Origin of the sequence: Collinsella sp. zg1085 (assembly GCF_018889955.1) — a bacterium.
Lineage (GTDB): Bacteria > Actinomycetota > Coriobacteriia > Coriobacteriales > Coriobacteriaceae > Collinsella.
Map to the genome: position 1 here is coordinate 663,358 of NZ_CP076545.1, position 17,079 is coordinate 680,436.

Sequence of the window (17,079 nt, forward strand, 5' to 3'; positions counted from 1 at the left end):
ATTGCACATCATGTGCAATGTGGGGCTTTGTTTCATTTGACTTGTTCTTTTACCAAGCTCAGGTCACACCACGTGAGTATGCACTGTATGTAAGACATAGGCCAAGCGCTTGGAGCGCCTGCTTTGTTTTGCGTGCAGTGTCGCAGCCATATTGAAGGAGTGTTTGCGGTGAAAATCATCAAACGAAGCGGCGCTGAGGTCTCATTTGATATTGAGAAGATTATCAATGCCATTAAAGGTGCCAATGCAGAAGTTGCGCCTGACCTTCGTTTGAAGGAGCGAGAGATTGATTTTGCGGCGCAAAACGTGGCAGAGAATTGCGAGCGGGCAGGGCACACGGTATCGGTTGAAGAGATTCAAGACCTTGTTGAAAACGAGATTATGAAGCTTGGTCGGTATGAAGTGGCGCGTCGCTATATTATTTATCGCTATCTGCAAAGCCTTAAGCGCACCAAAAACACCACTGATGACAAAATTCTATCGCTCATTGAGTGCAATAACGAAGAGGTTAAGCAGGAAAACTCAAACAAAAACCCTACGGTCAACTCGGTACAGCGTGACTATATGGCTGGCGAGGTTTCAAAAGACCTGACGCAGCGTGTACTTTTGCCGCAAGAGATTGTTGAGGCTCATAACGAGGGCATTATTCATTTCCACGATTCAGATTATTTTGCCCAGCATATGCATAACTGTGACCTCGTTAATCTTGAAGATATGCTACAAAATGGCACCGTTATTTCAGGTACGCTTATTGAGCGTCCGCATAGCTTTTCTACGGCCTGCAATATTGCAACACAAATTATTGCTCAGGTGGCATCGTGTCAGTATGGCGGACAATCTATCTCTCTTACGCACCTTGCACCTTTTGTTGATGTAAGCCGTAAGAAAATCCGCCGTTTGGTTGAGGCTGAACTTGCCGATTTGGGCGTTGTAGCCGATACAGAAAAGATTGCAGAGCTTGTTGAGACGCGTCTGCGCGATGAGATTCGCCGTGGTGTACAAACCATTCAATATCAGGTGGTAACACTCATGACCACCAATGGTCAAGCACCATTTGTAACGGTATTTATGTACCTTAACGAAGCACGCTCTGAGCAAGAAAAGCATGACCTTGCCATGATTATTGAAGAAACACTGCGCCAGCGCTACGAGGGCGTTAAAAATGAAGCGGGTGTTTGGGTGACACCGGCGTTTCCTAAACTCATTTATGTACTTGAAGAAGATAACGTTACCGAAGGAACTCCGTACTTTTATCTTACGGAGCTTGCAGCAAAATGTACAGCTAGGCGCATGGTGCCTGACTACATCTCTGAGAAAAAGATGCGTGAGCTCAAGCTTTCAAAAGGGGAAAAGCCGGGTCAAGGCGACACCTATACCTGCATGGGTTGCCGGAGCTTCTTGACTCCCGATCGCTCAGGTAATGGCTATGATAATGTGGCACGTGCGGGCAACTATGAGCCGGATAAACCTAAGTATTATGGTCGTTTTAATCAAGGGGTTGTCACTATTAACTTGCCTGACGTTGCTTTGTCTTCAAAGGGCGATATGGAGCGTTTTTGGGAGATTTTTGATGAGCGCTTGGCACTGTGCCATCGCGCTTTGCGCTGCCGTCATGAGCGCCTTTTGGGTACCTTGTCTGACGCAGCTCCTATTTTGTGGCAATATGGCGCCCTTGCGCGCCTCAATAAGGGTGAGAAAATTGATAAGCTTTTGTATGGCGGCTACTCAACTATGAGTCTTGGTTATGCTGGGCTTTATGAGTGCGTTAAATATATGACCGGCGCTTCGCATACCGACCCAGCAGGTACCCCTTTTGCGATGCACGTGATGCAGCATATGAATGACCTTTGCAACGAGTGGAAGGCTGCAGAGAATATTGACTATTCGCTGTATGGCACTCCGCTTGAGTCAACAACCTATAAGTTTGCTAAAGCACTTCAGCGTCGCTTTGGCATTGTTTCTGGTGTTACTGACCGTGGCTATATAACCAATAGCTATCACGTGCATGTTGCAGAAGAAATTGATGCCTTTGATAAGCTTAAGTTTGAAAGCCAGTTCCAGCCTTTGTCTCCAGGCGGTGCCATCTCGTATGTTGAGGTTCCTAACATGCAGGATAACCTCAAGGCAGTTTTGCGTGTTATGCAATACATCTACGACAACATTATGTATGCCGAGCTCAACACTAAGAGCGATTATTGCCAGTTATGCGGCTACGATGGTGAAATTCAGATTGTTGAAGACGAGGGCAAACTGGTATGGGAGTGCCCCAACTGCAAAAACCGCGATCAGGAGAAGCTAAACGTTGCCCGCCGTACCTGTGGATACATTGGTACTCAATTTTGGAACCAGGGTCGTACAGAAGAGATTAAAGACCGCGTATTGCATCTTTAGAGAGCAGCTGTGAGTGGGATAGCCGGTGAACTTTGCAACGATAAAATATGCCGATATAGCCAATGGCGAGGGTATTCGTACGTCGCTCTTTGTATCGGGTTGTCGGCGGGGCTGTCCGTTTTGCTTTAATGAAGCAGCGTGGAACTTCAAGGCGGGCAAGCCGTTTACCACAGCCGTTGAAGATGATATTTTGAAGAGCCTTGAGCCAAGTTATGTGGATGGCTTGACGGTTTTGGGCGGCGAGCCTATGGAGCCTGAGAACCAAGTGGGACTGGTCAATTTCTTGGAACGGGTACGGATGCGCTATCCACCTTCAACAGGAAAGACCATTTGGATTTATACCGGCGACACCTATCATCAGGAGCTTGTGCCAGGTGGTTCTCACTACACGGCAGTGACTGACCGTATCTTGCAAGTATGCGATGTATTGGTTGATGGTCCTTTTGTGCAGGAGCTCTATGACATCAGTTTGCGCTTTCGTGGTTCATCGAATCAGCGCCTGATTGACCTTAATGCAACACGTGAGCAGCTCAAAGCAGGAGTATCTCCTGTGGATGCTGTGCGTCTTTGGAGTGATAGCTCGCTTTATCAATCGCATCAGTTGAGTAGTCGCTTGTAGCTGCTATATTGAGTGCCTGCTATATCAAGCAGTCGCTTAACAAAGATGGCACAAGAAAACTGTTCTTGTGCCATCTTGCTCTATGGTGCAGTGGGTTTATTCGTGATGTATATTTCAATTCTGCTGCACGCACAATTGTGTAAACGAAGCCTCTATACTAACGTCGCAATGCCTGTGAGCTGGAGATATATTGAGATGACTGCCAAGATTACAATAGAGGCAGCGATAATCTTATCCCATATGAGCGGCAGAATCTTCTTCTTACGCCCATGTTCTCCGAGTGCATAAACCACAAGCCCAGGAGCAAAGGTGACTGTTGTAACCATGACACCTGCAAGTCCTGTGGTGTAGACCAAAAAGAGTGTATAGATAAAGGCGAGTGTGCCAAAGAGCATAACACTGGTGCGATTTGGTGCTAAAGGACTATCTAGGTGCTGGTTCTTGATACCAATAATCATATAATAGGCAGCAGAGCAGACATAGGGAATCAAAATGGTATTAACGGCGCAGGTATAGAAGAATTGATAGGTGCCAGCGGATACAACTGCCAAAATAAGGAAAAGCTGCATGATGGCGGCGCTGACATAAATGGTTACCACTGGTGCGCCATGTTTGTTGGTTTGGGCAAAAAATTTAGGGAAGGTGCCTTGCACAGCGGCTTCATAGGGAGTTTCGGCGGCAATAACCACATAACCAATGAGTGCGCCAGCAAGTGAGAGTACGACACCAAAGTTTACGATACTCGCGCCAATTGGTCCTATAGCAGCCTCAAGGATACCTGCCATAGAAGGTGCTGCAAGCTCAGCCATGGCTGCACGTGGTACAACACCCATGCTAAGAATTGAAATAAAAAGATAGAGGATAAAGACTGAGATAAAACCAAGGGCGGTTGCGCGTCCAACATCGCGCACATATTTTGCCTTACCCGAAATGACGACCGCACCCTCAATACCGGTAAAGACCCAAACAAGCGCAATCATGGTGGAGACGAATTGCGTCCAGAAATCAGGCCCTGCGGCTTCGCCCCAGAAATTGGTAAAGAAAACCTCAGGATTAAACTTGCCTAAGAGCGTGATAGCAACCACAAAAAGTGCAAGCGGCACAAGCTTTGCTATGGTGACTACGGTGTTGAGGCTGACGGCTTCTTTTACGCCACGAGAAACCAAAAACGAGCAGCCCCAAATGGCAATGGATGCACAGATAAACGAGACAAGGTTATTCCCTGCGCCAAAAATAGGGAAGAAATAACCAAGTGACCCAAAGAGCAAAATGGCAAAGCTTACGTTAGAAAAACATGCGCTAATCCAGTAGCCCCAAGCAGAATTAAAGCCAATAAAGTCGCCAAAACCTGCGGCTGCATAGGCATAGATACCGCCGGTTAAATCGGGACGCGCTTGAGATAGTCCGCGAAAGGCACTCATGAGGGTAAAGACGCCAATAAAGCAAACAAGCCAGCCAACAAGAACTGCGCCGGTGTTTGCTCCGCCGGCAGCTAGGTCACCGCATAGAGAGAAAATACCGGCGCATATGGTGGACGTGATAACCATCATGGTGAGTTGTAAGACATTAAGACCGCCTGGATTGATTATGGCCTCTTCATGTGTGGATTGAGGCGTGTCTTGAGAACTTGGCGCGGGTGTGGTGTGAACATCATTCATATATTCCTCGTTTCAGAAACGGCGCCTTACTAATTAAGGAAGGCGCCGCAAGGAGTTGAACTATGAAGTGGTGTACGCACGGGTGCATAACTATGACAGTCACCGTTTTGGCACTGAACAGCCGATATTTTGTCAGCCCGTGCGTGCTATGCGTGTTTTTGCCGTGCACTTAGAAACGTAGTGACATGCAGGACAGACCGCCATCAAGTTTGCGATACTCGCTGGTATCAACCACAATCGTCTTATACCCGGCATCTTGAACGGCTTTTAGCACAGTGGGGTAGCCCTCGGCAACAATGACGGTATCGTTGACCCAGATGCAGTTGGCACCATAGGCTTCGTCTTCTGGAACAACAATCTTGGTGTAATCGGCAAAGTCTGGCTTCTCAATAAACTCACCAGAAACAAGCATAATGTTGTTTTCGATGTAGTTGACTCCCGTCTTGAGGTGAAGCACCAGCTCAAGAGGCACCTCAGAACCAGAGAGCCCCCAACCTTTTAAAATGCTAAAGAATTGACGGATACCCTCTTCGTTGGTGCGTGCTGAGCGGCCAACATAGAAGTGGTCGCCTACCATCATGACGTCACCGCCGTCGAGCGTTCCGGGAGCTTCGATGTGCTTGATGTGCTCATCGTCAAAGAAGCGGTGGAGTACCGGCTCAATCTCATCCTTTTCACCGTTGCGCGAATCAGCACCTGGGTTGGTAATAATGGCACCACAACGGGTAATGACTGCGGGGTCTTCAACAAAAACGCTATCGGGATACTGCTCAAGGGGAGGCAAGACCGTAACATCTACACCGCATGCAAGCAGTGCATCGATATAGGTGTTGTGCTGCTTAATGGCAAGTTCAAAATCAGGCTTGCCAAGTTCAGGCGCGCTGGTGATGCCATCAACAAGGGATCGAGAAGGACGACGGACAATCGTGTGAGTAAATGCGGTCATAGTGCTTCCTTTCTCAAGACACAGGCAAACTTCGGTTGTCTGCCTTTGTCTCAGTCTAATAGTATTTCGTATACGATTTTGGGAATGAAGCTATGACTTCGTGAATAATCCACAAGATTGAGACATATAACAGTGAGGATAAAGAACTTATTTTATAGCAAGTTATATAGGTAAAACTATATTCGTATACATTGTACATAAATACTGTACTGCTTGTGTAGCATGGGGTAGAGGTGTTGCGTTGTGATACAATATGTACGTAAAAATATGCAAAGAGCATCTGTATGAAGGTAGCTCCCATGGTGACACTTGGTTCATATCGACCACTTAAAGACCTTGTATACGATTATATTTCACGCAAGATTGCTCAAGACGAGCTTTCAGTTGGAGACCGTGTGCCCGAGCCTATGATTTGTGAAGCGCTCGGTGTATCACGCACCCCTGTTCGCGAGGCGTTAATTCAGCTTGCAAGTGAGGGCTATCTTGAGAATATTCCTCGTCGAGGCTTTCGGGTGCGCGGCATTTCGGACGAATCTGCTCGAGAGTTATATGAAATAATCGGCCCTTTGGACGGACATGCGGCAGCACTTGCTTGCCCGCATCTAACGCCTGATGATTTACACCACATGCAGTTCTTGTGGGATTCTATGAATCTTGCTATCAATAGTCATATGTTTGAGCGCTATGACGGCTTTCAAAAAGAATTTCATCGCATCTACCAGCAACGTTGTGGAAATAAGCGACTGCTGAAACTTTTAGAAGCACAAGATCGTGCCTTCATGAAGCCAGGCTATGGTGAGCTCAACTCTGAGGCAATTTATGAGTTGCTCGCCAAAGCAAATCGGGAGCACGCTCATATTTTGGAGCTCTTTCAAGCAGGTGCTGCAGCTGAGGTGGAAAACTATATTCGCGACGTTCACTGGAGCACAGAAAACGCGCGATATAACGCCTGGTAAATAGCTGGTTCTGATACCAAGGCGTCTATCGCGCGTGAATATGCGCGGCGTATTGCAAACATTAAGGGATTAAAGCGCGTTAATCCTCAATCCACATACGCAAAACTCCAGTAAGGCTTGGCTCGGTCTTGAGCGCAGCTACTGCCGCCTCAAGCGCACTATCGCATGTCTGAGCAATACGGAGTGCAAGGTTGTGCTCGTTACAGATGTGCACGTCATCAATAACAAGCCCTGATGCAGTAAGCACCTCGCATACACGAGCTTTCTCCTCAGATGCGTGTCCGCCACAGCTCACTCTCAGGTATGCAGGACCTTCATGAACATTGCTTGATAAGACAGGCACAACTGCTCGAACTACTGGTGGCTCAGGGCGCACATTCTCGCCCTGGCTCAAAGGGGCAGCAATGCTCAAAATATCTCCCACAACAGCACTTGCAGTGGGGAAGGAGCCAGCGCCAGCCCCATAGAACATGGTTTCGCCCACAGCGTCGCCTACCACATAGATGGCGTTCATGGCTTCAGAGACTTGCGCAAGCTGATGCTGCTTTGAGATAAGAGTTGGTTGCACGCGCGCTGTAATGCCTGATTGTGTGCGCTCAGCAATACCTAGAAGCTTAATGGTGTAACCCCACGCGACAGCACACTCAAAATCAAGGGAGCTAACTGAGCGGATTCCTTCAGTGATTACTTGTTCTGAGTTTACGCGGCTCCTAAATCCAAGGCTTGCAAGTAGCGCTGTTTTGCTTGCAGCATCAAAACCATCTACGTCGGCAGAAGGGTTGGCCTCGGCGTAGCCAAGCGCCTGTGCATCGCGCAAGACAGTTCCAAAATCGGCGCCTTCGCGCTCCATGCGGGTCAAAATATAGTTAGTGGTGCCATTCAAAATGCCGGCAATGCGCGTGATATTATTGGCAATAAGTGCCTGTTCAAGGGTGCAAATGATAGGGATTCCACCGCCTACTGCCGCCTCATAGCAAAGACGAACCCCGCTCTCGTGCGCCTGTTCGCTCAAGAGTTCATGGCGCTTGCCAAGGAGAGCTTTGTTAGCAGTAACCACATGTTTTCCGGCAGCAAGGGCTGCCTCTATAATGTCTTGTGCCGGATGCTCGCCGCCAATAAGCTCAACAATGATATCGATGGCGGGGTCATGAATGAGCTCATGCCAATCAGCGCAAAAACGCGCATCATCAAGGCCACATGCACGTGCTTCATCGATACTACGTGCACAAGCTTTTATAATTGAGACGTCAATATTGTGTTGAGCGCGGTAGTTGTCGCGATGGCTTTCTATAACGCGAACAACACCACCACCCACTGTTCCAAGACCAATAATGCCCACGCCAACAGAGCGAAGTGTTGCTTGCATACCTGCTCCTTTCAAGAGAGCCTAAGAGAGCCTGCTGGCATTGTACCCAAGCCTGCTCAGAGTTTGAAACAGAGTATTAACACTGAGAAGTATCCATGGTGGTGCCGAAAAATTAAGCCATGAACTGCGGTGAAATTGAACAGAAACATGAGAAAAATGCCGTTTATCGAAGAAAATAGGCTTGTTGACCGAAAATAACTCGCTTCTTGCACGCAAATCAAGTAGCCTATTGCGCACGTTCTTATTGCTTTTCGTTCGACGGAAATATGCATAAAGAGCGACGTTTTATTCATCGCCAGCGTCGCCTGGTGAGCATCCGAAGGGAGAACCGCATGTCAAACAACATGAATCCTGCCGTAAACCGCAGGGCATTCATTACCGGTGTTGCAGGTCTGGGGGCAGCGGGCATTCTCGCTGGTTGTTCAGGCAATCAAGCAGCTAAGCCTGCTGCTGGCTCTGCTGCTGCAAGTACCACATCAAATGAGAGCGGTTTTAAGATTGGTAGCTTAGGTCCTCTGACCGGTCCTGCCGCATCGTATGGTATCTCGGTTACGAATGGTGCTGAGCTGGGCTGCAAGCACTTTGCCGACAAAGAGGTGCAGCTCGTCTTTAAGAAGGAAGATACCCAGGCCAATCCTGAGACGGCAGTTAATGCATACAATACCCTCGCCGACTGGGGTATGCATGCGCTCGTTGGTCCAACGGTTACCGGTTGCTCGGTATCAGTTGCCGATTCTTGCAATAATGACCGCACTCTTATGGTTACTCCATCCGCTTCTTCTAAGGATGTAACCAATGGTAAAGACTGCGTTTTCCAAGTTTGCTTTACCGACCCTCGTTTGGGCAAAAACGCCGCACTCTATGTTGCTGAAAAATTTCCTAACGAGAAGATTGCTGTAATCTATAACTCCGGCGATGCATATTCTACCGGTGTTTACGAGGCCTTTAAGGCACAGGCTGAGGAGTCAAAGCTTACCATCGTGAGCGAAGAGGCGTTTAAGGAGGAGAGCCAGTCGAGCTTTAACAACCAGCTCACTAAGGCTCAGGCTGCTGGCGCTACTCTCATCTTTGCTCCTATCTATTACACACCTGCTTCTGTGCTTTTGAGCAATGCGCACGACATGGGCTACAAGGCAACGTTTATGGGCTGCGACGGTATGGACGGTATTCTGGGCGTTGAGGGCTTTGATACCAGCTTTGCCGAGGGTCTGTATCTGGTAACTCCATTCTCTGCTGATGAGCCAAAGAACGCCAAGTTTGTTGATGCATACAAAGAAGCATATGGTGAGGTTCCCGATCAGTTTGCTGCTGACGCATATGATGGTGTTCACGCTGTTGTAGAAGCCATTAAAAAGGCTGGCGTAACTGCTGATCAGTCTCCTGCAGATGTATGCGATAAGCTTGCAGATGCTATGCGCAGCATTACGGTTGAGGGTCTTACCGGCACGCTTACTTGGAACGATAAGGGCGAGGTAGAAAAAGAGCCTTTGGTCTATGTCATCAAGGACGGAAAATACGTCTCAGCATAGTCCAAACCAACAATCATAGGTTTGTCTTGACGGCAGGGGCGGTAGCGTAACCGTTCCTGCCTTTTTGTTCATGTATTGAGGAAAGAGAGGTGCACACATGACAGTCTTTTTGCAGTATCTGGCAAATGGTTTATCTATGGGAAGCGTGTATGCGCTCATTGCGCTCGGCTACACCATGGTGTATGGCATTGCTAAGATGCTTAATTTTGCGCACGGTGATGTCATCATGGTTGGTGCCTATATTTCGTTTAGCGCTACGAGTTATTTGGGTTTGCCCGCACCTGTTGCAGTATTGCTGTCAGTATTAGTGTGCACCACGCTTGGAATTGTTATTGAAGGCCTTGCGTATAAACCACTTCGCCAGGCTGGATCGTTGGCAGTGTTGATTACCGCAATTGGCGTATCGTATCTGCTTCAGAATGCGGCGCAGCTGGTATGGGGAGCAACGCCCAAAAACTTTTCTGCCATTTTGAGTTTTCCGGTTCCTGAGCCCTTAGCCTCACTTAATGTATCGGCGGTAAGCATTGCAACTATTGTGGCTTGCTTGGTTATTATGGCGGTACTGATGTGGTTTACCAGCTATACCAAACTTGGCAAGGCGATGCGTGCTTGCTCTGAGGATAAAGAAGCGGCGCAGCTCATGGGCATACATGTTAACCGCACCATCTCTATGACTTTTGCTATTGGTTCGGCACTTGCGGCAATTGCAGGTGTGTTGATGTGCAGCTATGCTCCGGTTCTGCAGCCCACAACAGGTGCTATGCCGGGCATCAAAGCTTTTACCGCTGCAGTATTTGGCGGCATTGGCTCAATTCCTGGTGCGTTTGTTGGTGGTATTTTGCTGGGCATTATTGAGGCGATGGCACAAGCCTATATTTCTTCAAGCCTAGCTAACTCTATTGTGTTTGGCGTGCTCATTGTTATTTTGCTGGTAAAGCCTGCGGGTTTGTTGGGCAAGTATGTGCCCGAGAAGGTGTAGGTGAATACCATGAAATTTGCTATGAAAAAAGATATTCGCCAAGACCTGATTACGTATGGCATGGTAGTTTTGGCAAGTATTGTTGTGCTTGGCTTACAGATGCAAGGTGTCATTCCACGTTCGCTCCAAGGACAGCTTGTGCCGGTGACCTGCTATATTGTTATGGCACTCTCGCTTAACTTAGTGGTTGGTGTGGCAGGTGATTTGTCGCTTGGGCACGCAGGTTTTATGAGTGTGGGCGCATTTACGGGTGTGGTATGTGCTATGGGTTTGAGCGAGCTTATACCTGACCCTATTATCCGTTTGGTTTTGTCTATGCTTGTTGGCGCGCTATTTGCAGCGATTTCAGGCATTCTTATAGGTATTCCGGTATTGCGTCTGCGCGGCGATTATCTAGCAATTGTCACCTTGGCTTTTGGTGAGATTATTAAAGAGATTGTCAACTCTTTGCTGGTAGGTGTTGATGCCAAGGGTTTGCATGTTCTCTTTAATTTGCGTGGTGATAAAACCCTTGAAGACTTGCATCTTATGGAAGGCGGCATAGCCATCATTAAGGGAGCTCAGGGCGCTTCAGGCACCACAAAGATTGCAAGCTTTGTGATAGGTATAGCGCTTGTGCTCATTACGCTCGCCATTTGTCTTAACTTGGTGCGAAGCCGTGCGGGTCGCGCAATTATGGCAGTGCGTGATAATCGTATTGCCGCTGAGAGTGTGGGCTTGTCACCGGCAAAGTATCGCCTCATTGCCTTTGCCGTATCAGCAGCACTAGCAGGAGCTGCAGGCGCTCTGTACGCAGCAAACTTCTCACAGCTGTCTCCGGCAAAGTTTGACTTTAATACCTCAATTTTAGTCTTGGTATTTGTAGTATTGGGCGGTCTGGGCAATATGCGTGGTTCCATTATTGCGGCGGCCTTGCTAACCATTTTGCCTGAGGCGCTGCGCGGTTTTTCAGACTACCGCATGCTTGTCTATGCGATCGTGCTCATTCTTGTCATGCTCTTTACCAGCTCTCCGCAGCTTAAACAGCTCATGCGAAGATTGTTGCCTCAACGTAAGGAAGAGGTGTCTGATGCCCAATAAATTTGATTTCAAAAAGGCCATTATGGTGCCGGTGCCAAGCCGCGCCATTGTGCCTGAGCGCGATATTGAGCATACGCCTGCACTTGAGTGTATTCACTTAGGCATTGAATTTGGCGGCTTAAAAGCGGTTGATGACTTTAACCTTACGATTGGTCGTACCGAGATTGCGGGCTTAATTGGTCCAAATGGTGCTGGTAAAACCACGGTTTTTAATCTGCTTACTAAGGTATATCAGCCAAGCTCGGGTACGGTGCTGGTTGGTGGGCAAGACACAAGCGGTAAAAGCGTATCGCAGGTTAATCGTTTGGGTGTGGCGCGTACCTTTCAGAATATTCGTTTGTTTAATACGATGAGCGTACTTGATAACGTTAAGGTTGGCCTGCATAATCAGGTTCCTTATTCGGCTGCAGAAGGTATTGTGCGCGCACCTCGTTTTTGGTCGCGCGAGCGTGAGTTTGAACATCGTGCACATGAGCTTCTCGATATTTTTGACATGGGCAAGTTGGCTCAGGAAAAGGCTGGGTCTTTGCCCTACGGTGCTCAGCGCCGTCTTGAGATTGTTCGTGCACTGGCAACTAACCCACGTTTGTTGCTGCTCGATGAGCCTGCTGCTGGTATGAATCCTTCCGAGACACAAGAGCTCATGGAGAACATCGTCAAAATTCGCGATACCTTCAATATCGCCATTATGCTTATCGAGCATGATATGAACCTTGTTATGAATATCTGTGAGGGTATTTGTGTGTTGAACTTTGGCAAGGTTATTGCGAAGGGTACTGCTGCAGAAATTCAGCGTAACGAAGCTGTTATCGAAGCATATCTGGGAAAGCAGACGGGGGAGTAGGCCATGGCAGCACAATCAGCAATGCTTTCGGTATACAACATTAATGTGTGGTATGGCGCGATTCACGCCATCAAAAATGTGTCATTTGACGTGCAAGAGGGTGAGATTGTTGCCTTAATTGGTGCCAATGGTGCGGGCAAATCTACCACGCTCAAGACCGTCTCAGGGCTGCTGCGCAGCCAAAGCGGGTCCATCAACTTTTTGGGCGAGAACATCATGCATACGCCAGCAGAAAAGTTGGTGAGCCGTGGTTTGGCACAGGTGCCGGAGGGTCGTCGTATTTTTCTTGAGATGACCGTTGAGGAAAACCTTGAAATGGGAGCGTATACACAGCCCAAGACAAGCGTTGAACCGGGTCTTGCACGTGTATATGATGCATTTCCACGCCTCAAGGAACGTCGCCGTCAGATTGCAGGAACTCTCTCGGGCGGCGAGCAACAGATGTTAGCGATGGGGCGTGCACTAATGAGCAACCCAAAGCTTCTTATGCTGGATGAGCCTTCGATGGGTCTTGCCCCTATTTTGATTGCTCAGATTTTTGAAATTATCGAAGAGCTTAACCGAGCAGGAGTAACTATTTTGCTTGTTGAGCAAAATGCTCAGATGGCTCTCTCGATTGCATCGCGCGGCTATGTTCTTGAAACTGGCAATGTAATATTGACGGGCACGGGTCAAGAATTGCTAGTAAATGATGATGTGCGCAAAGCATATCTTGGTGGCTAGGAATTATAAGCTGGATTAGGTGCACGGATACATACTCTGAGTGGGGTACTGCTGTGGGGCTGGCGGCATGTGCGCAGGGTTTATGGTAGGCGGTGATGGCGCTGGCGTTGAGTTTGAAATTGTTGCCACGTGAGGCTGTGTCGTTGCGTCTAGGCACTCCAGCTTGATTTTATGTTGCATGGGAGCGCGGCTAAAAAGCCGTGCTCTTTTTGCTAGAGGCCGCATGAAGCGTATGCTTTCCTCCATAGTCTAGCGGCGGTATGAATCGTGCTATGCTTTATCTCGATTGTTTGCTAGCTCATCAGAAGGATTTATGCTCTACATTCTTAAACATTTTGGACACCATCACATAAAGCAGCTCGTTTTGGGCCCTGTATTCAAGGTTATTGAAGTTATCTTTGACCTGTTCACACCTCTTATTATTGCTCGCATGATCGATCAGGGTATTCGTCTTAATAATATCGAGATTATCTTTCAGCTTGGTTTGCTGCTTGCTTTTATGGCGCTCGTAGGCATGCTTGCCACGACAGTTTGCCAGCGTATGGCAGCCGCTACCTCACAAGGCATGGGAACTATCCTGCGCAGTGCACTCTACCAGCACATCAATCGTCTTTCTGCCCTTGAGCTTAACCAGTTTGGCACGCCGACGCTTATTACTCGTCTCACCAACGACATTAACCAAATTCAGCTTGCTGTTGCTCTGGGTATTCGCCAACTCATCCGCTGGCCTTTTCTAGCAGTAGGTTCGGTTATCGCCGCGCTTTCCATCAATCGTTCGCTTGGACTGATTGTTTTAATAGCAACCCCGCTGATTGTTCTTGTTTTTTGGCTGGTGATGAGAGCGAGCATCCCGCTTTTTCAGCGCATGCAGCAACAGCTCGATTGTATGGGTCTTATGACACGTGAATCACTTGCAGGGGTTCGTGCTATCCGTGCGTTTGTGTGCGAAGATTATGAACGCGCACGTTTTCAGGTGGCAGCAAAAGCTCAAGCTAAACTTGCGACCACTGCCGGCATACTCAGCTCGGTGCTTAACCCCGCGAGCTTTTTGATTATGAATCTTGCGATTTGCGCTATCTTGTGGCAAGGCAGTATCAAAATTAATCTTGGTGAGCTTACGCAAGGCGAGGTTATAGCCTTCGTAAATTATATGATGCAGACGTTAATTTCGGTTGTCTATGTGGCTAACCTTGTGATTGTTTTTACCCGTGCTCATGCGAGCGCTACGCGCGTGCGCGAGGTGCTTGACTGCGCGCCTTCAATTACGAGTCCCGCACATGGCATTACAGAGGCGACGCTTGTTAAGAGCGATGCAGCTCAATCTGTTCAAGCAGTACCAGTGGTTGCTTGTAGCTTTAATCGAGTGAGTTTTAGTTTTAGCTCCGCTGCCCAATCTGCTGTGTCAGATATTTCTTTTAGCTTGCAGTCTGGTTATAGCCTAGGCATTATTGGCGGCACTGGCTCAGGAAAATCTACCCTCGTTTCGCTTTTGTTGCGCTTATATGATGCAAACAAGGGCGAGGTCTTAGTTGCCGGTCATCGGGTTAAGACGTGGGATGTAGCTGCTTTGCGCCACTATATTAGCTATGTCCCGCAGCGTGCAGTGCTTATGTCAGGCAGTATTCGCACTAACCTCTGTTGGCGCAAATCTGATGCAAGTGATGAGGAGCTGTGGCAGGCGCTTAATAGGGCGCAAGCAGCAGATTTTGTACATCAGCTTCCGGAGGGCCTTGATGCGCCGGTTGAAGCAGGGGGCAATAACTTCTCCGGCGGTCAGCGTCAGCGTCTCACCATTGCCCGCGCCTTGGTAGATGCTCCGCAGATACTAATACTTGACGACGCGTCTTCTGCCTTAGACGCAAAGACTGATGCTGCGCTTCGGGAAGCTATTCGAGAGCTTGGCATTACAACCATATGGGTATCGCAGCGGGTGTCCGCCGTGCGACATGCAAATACTATCTGCGTCATGCGTCGCGGGCGTGCTGTGGGCATTGGTACCCACGAGCAGCTTGTTACAAGTTGTGCGGTTTACCAAGAGATTTGTACGTCGCAAGGTATTCAAGTTCCCAATGTCTCTTTGTGCGACGCGGCACTTGAGGGGGATATGTAATGAAATCTTCTCAAGCAGCTACACCAATTCTTACACACAAGACACAGGTGCAGCACGTGCCCCCATCAAGTGCGACAAGCCATCATCGCAGTGCATTTCAGGTTTTGTGCGATTTACTACCCTGGATTGCACCGCATGCCAGCTGGGGTGTTGCAGCACTTATATCAGCTATGGCCTCAGTTTTTCTGCAGCTTTTGGTTCCCATTTTAGTAGGCCGTGCAATTGACTGTATGCTGGGTCAAAATCAGGTCAATAGCTCACGTCTCATAACGCTGTTACTCGAGCTTGCCCTCTGTGTTGTATGCGCGGCATTAACCCAGTGGATTCAGGGTGTTTGCACCACCAAGCTCACGTATAAAACAAGCGCCAGTCTTCGGGTTGCAACATCGAACAAGCTGAGTAGTTTTCCTTTATCGTATCTTGATAGCCACTCCCATGGAGACCTTATTTCGCACGTCATCAATGATGTTGATTTGGTAACTGACGGAATGCTGCAGGGGAGTACGCAGTTGCTGGTAGGTGTAGCTACCATTGTTGGCACGCTTGTCTGGATGCTGACAGTATCGCCTCCAATGGCACTTGTTGTAGTTGTTCTTACACCGCTTTCTATGCTGGCAGCAAGTTTGATTGCGCGCTTGTCTGAGCGTAGTTTTAGCGAGCAGCAGGCACAACTTGGTCGAATCAGCGCGCATATCGAGGAGTATGTGGGCGAACAGGTACTCGTAAATGCTTTGGCATATACCAACCAGGCAGAGCAGACCTTTGACCGTCTTAACCAAGAACTCAAAACGGTTGGAGAGCGTGCTCAATTTATTAGCTCTCTTTCTAATCCAGGCACGCGTTTTGTCAACAACATTATCTATATGGTTGTCGCTGTGGTGGGCTGTATGTGCGTTATAACGGGTATGCCGGCTTCACTAACGGTAGGTGGTGTGCAAATATTTTTGGCATATGCCAATCAGTATACAAAGCCTTTTAACGAGGTGAGCAGTGTAATTACACAGGTACAGACTGCGTTTGCAAGTGCTCGTCGCCTGCTTGAGCTGTTTGATGAGCCAGAGCTTACGCCCGATGCCCCGTGGGCGCAACACCTTGAAGAAGTCTCTGGGGCAGTTGATTTTGAGCAGGTTAACTTTTCATATAGTCCTCAGCATCAGGTGATTTATGACCTTTCGATTCATGCGACCCCAGGCTTGCGTGTCGCCTTGGTGGGACCTACAGGCTGCGGTAAAACCACGCTTATCAATCTGCTTTTACGGTTTTACGAGCTTGATAGCGGGAGTATTCAGCTCGATGGGCATGATATTCGCGTGCTAACACGGACAAGCCTGCGCCGTCACTTTGGTATGGTGTTACAAGAAAGCTGGCTTTTTGCAGGTAGTGTTTATGACAATATTGCATATGGCAAGCCAGGTGCTACGCGTGATGATGTTATTGCTGCTGCGCGCGCAGTTCATGCTGACGGCTTTATCGAGGCGCTGCCGCAAGGCTACGATACACTGTTGCCTGAGGGCGGTGGTAGCCTCTCGCAGGGCGAGCGACAACTGTTGTGTATTGCGCGTGTCATGCTTACCAATCCAGCGGTTCTGTTGTTGGATGAGGCGACAAGCTCTATTGATACACGAACAGAGCTGCAGGTACAAGCTGCATTTGATACTTTGATGCAAGGACGCACTAGTTTTGTGGTGGCTCATCGGCTGTCAACGATTCGCTCAGCAGACTTAATTTTGGTGATGAAAGAGGGACGGATAATCGAGCAGGGCACACATGAAGAGTTGCTTGTGGCAGATGGTTTTTATGCCGAGTTGGTGCGGGCACATCACGACGCTGTTGAATAATTTGCTCTGTTGTTTGTGTTTATGAGCGCAATATTGGTTT

At 48.5% G+C, this 17,079-nt stretch carries 13 protein-coding genes; 10 read left to right on the forward strand and 3 right to left on the reverse strand.

Translation table 11 applies throughout. The features are described from left to right. Window positions 1-168: 168 nt before the first annotated feature. Both nrdD and nrdG read left to right on the forward strand, forming a co-directional pair. Window positions 169-2,391 (forward strand): anaerobic ribonucleoside-triphosphate reductase, encoded by a 2,223-nt coding sequence (gene nrdD / locus KPC83_RS02750; protein ID WP_216279037.1) that lies wholly within the window; start codon window positions 169-171, stop codon window positions 2,389-2,391. A gap of 25 nt (window positions 2,392-2,416) precedes the next feature. Continuing rightward, a complete protein-coding gene (nrdG, locus tag KPC83_RS02755) occupies window positions 2,417-3,010 on the forward strand; it encodes an anaerobic ribonucleoside-triphosphate reductase activating protein (RefSeq protein WP_216279038.1) in 594 nt (197 codons plus the stop codon). 152 nt (window positions 3,011-3,162) lie between these two features. On the opposite strand, the gene KPC83_RS02760 is transcribed toward nrdG, so the two are convergent. Beyond that, a complete protein-coding gene (locus tag KPC83_RS02760; RefSeq protein WP_216279039.1) occupies window positions 3,163-4,668 on the reverse strand; it encodes a basic amino acid/polyamine antiporter in 1,506 nt (501 codons plus the stop codon). Window positions 4,669-4,837: 169 nt separating this feature from the next. Next, window positions 4,838-5,614, reverse strand: coding sequence for a dimethylarginine dimethylaminohydrolase family protein (locus tag KPC83_RS02765; RefSeq protein WP_216279040.1), 777 nt, complete (start codon window positions 5,612-5,614; stop codon window positions 4,838-4,840). A gap of 284 nt (window positions 5,615-5,898) precedes the next feature. Between KPC83_RS02765 and KPC83_RS02770 the strand changes: the two genes are divergently transcribed. Next, window positions 5,899-6,570, forward strand: a complete 672-nt coding sequence (locus tag KPC83_RS02770) for a GntR family transcriptional regulator (RefSeq protein ID WP_253200998.1) — start codon at window positions 5,899-5,901, stop codon at window positions 6,568-6,570. A gap of 79 nt (window positions 6,571-6,649) precedes the next feature. Here the strand turns inward: KPC83_RS02770 and KPC83_RS02775 are convergent, their stop codons facing one another. Continuing rightward, window positions 6,650-7,936 (reverse strand): homoserine dehydrogenase, encoded by a 1,287-nt coding sequence (locus tag KPC83_RS02775; RefSeq protein WP_216279041.1) that lies wholly within the window; start codon window positions 7,934-7,936, stop codon window positions 6,650-6,652. Window positions 7,937-8,268: 332 nt separating this feature from the next. On the opposite strand from KPC83_RS02775, the gene KPC83_RS02780 reads away from it, so the two are divergent. From KPC83_RS02780 to KPC83_RS02810, 7 genes are all read left to right on the forward strand, one after another. Then, on the forward strand, window positions 8,269-9,465 hold the full coding sequence (locus tag KPC83_RS02780; protein ID WP_216279042.1) for an ABC transporter substrate-binding protein: 1,197 nt from the start codon (window positions 8,269-8,271) through the stop codon (window positions 9,463-9,465). Window positions 9,466-9,562: 97 nt separating this feature from the next. After that, a complete protein-coding gene (locus KPC83_RS02785; protein ID WP_216279043.1) occupies window positions 9,563-10,444 on the forward strand; it encodes a branched-chain amino acid ABC transporter permease in 882 nt (293 codons plus the stop codon). A 9-nt stretch (window positions 10,445-10,453) separates the two neighbouring features. Further along, window positions 10,454-11,524, forward strand: coding sequence for a branched-chain amino acid ABC transporter permease (locus tag KPC83_RS02790; RefSeq protein ID WP_216279044.1), 1,071 nt, complete (start codon window positions 10,454-10,456; stop codon window positions 11,522-11,524). Continuing rightward, the gene (locus tag KPC83_RS02795; protein WP_216279045.1) at window positions 11,514-12,368 is read left to right on the forward strand and encodes an ABC transporter ATP-binding protein; all 855 of its coding nucleotides are present in this window, start codon (window positions 11,514-11,516) and stop codon (window positions 12,366-12,368) included. The genes KPC83_RS02790 and KPC83_RS02795 overlap by 11 nt, the downstream gene beginning before the upstream one ends. Before the next feature lie 21 nt (window positions 12,369-12,389). Further along, complete coding sequence (locus tag KPC83_RS02800; protein WP_216279240.1) at window positions 12,390-13,091, forward strand: ABC transporter ATP-binding protein; 702 nt, start codon at window positions 12,390-12,392, stop codon at window positions 13,089-13,091. Window positions 13,092-13,404: 313 nt separating this feature from the next. After that, complete coding sequence (locus tag KPC83_RS02805) at window positions 13,405-15,201, forward strand: ABC transporter ATP-binding protein (RefSeq protein ID WP_216279046.1); 1,797 nt, start codon at window positions 13,405-13,407, stop codon at window positions 15,199-15,201. Beyond that, window positions 15,201-17,039 carry an ABC transporter ATP-binding protein gene (locus tag KPC83_RS02810; RefSeq protein ID WP_216279047.1) on the forward strand — a complete coding sequence of 613 codons (1,839 nt, stop codon included), beginning with the start codon at window positions 15,201-15,203 and terminating at the stop codon, window positions 17,037-17,039. The genes KPC83_RS02805 and KPC83_RS02810 overlap by 1 nt, the downstream gene beginning before the upstream one ends. Window positions 17,040-17,079: the final 40 nt, after the last annotated feature.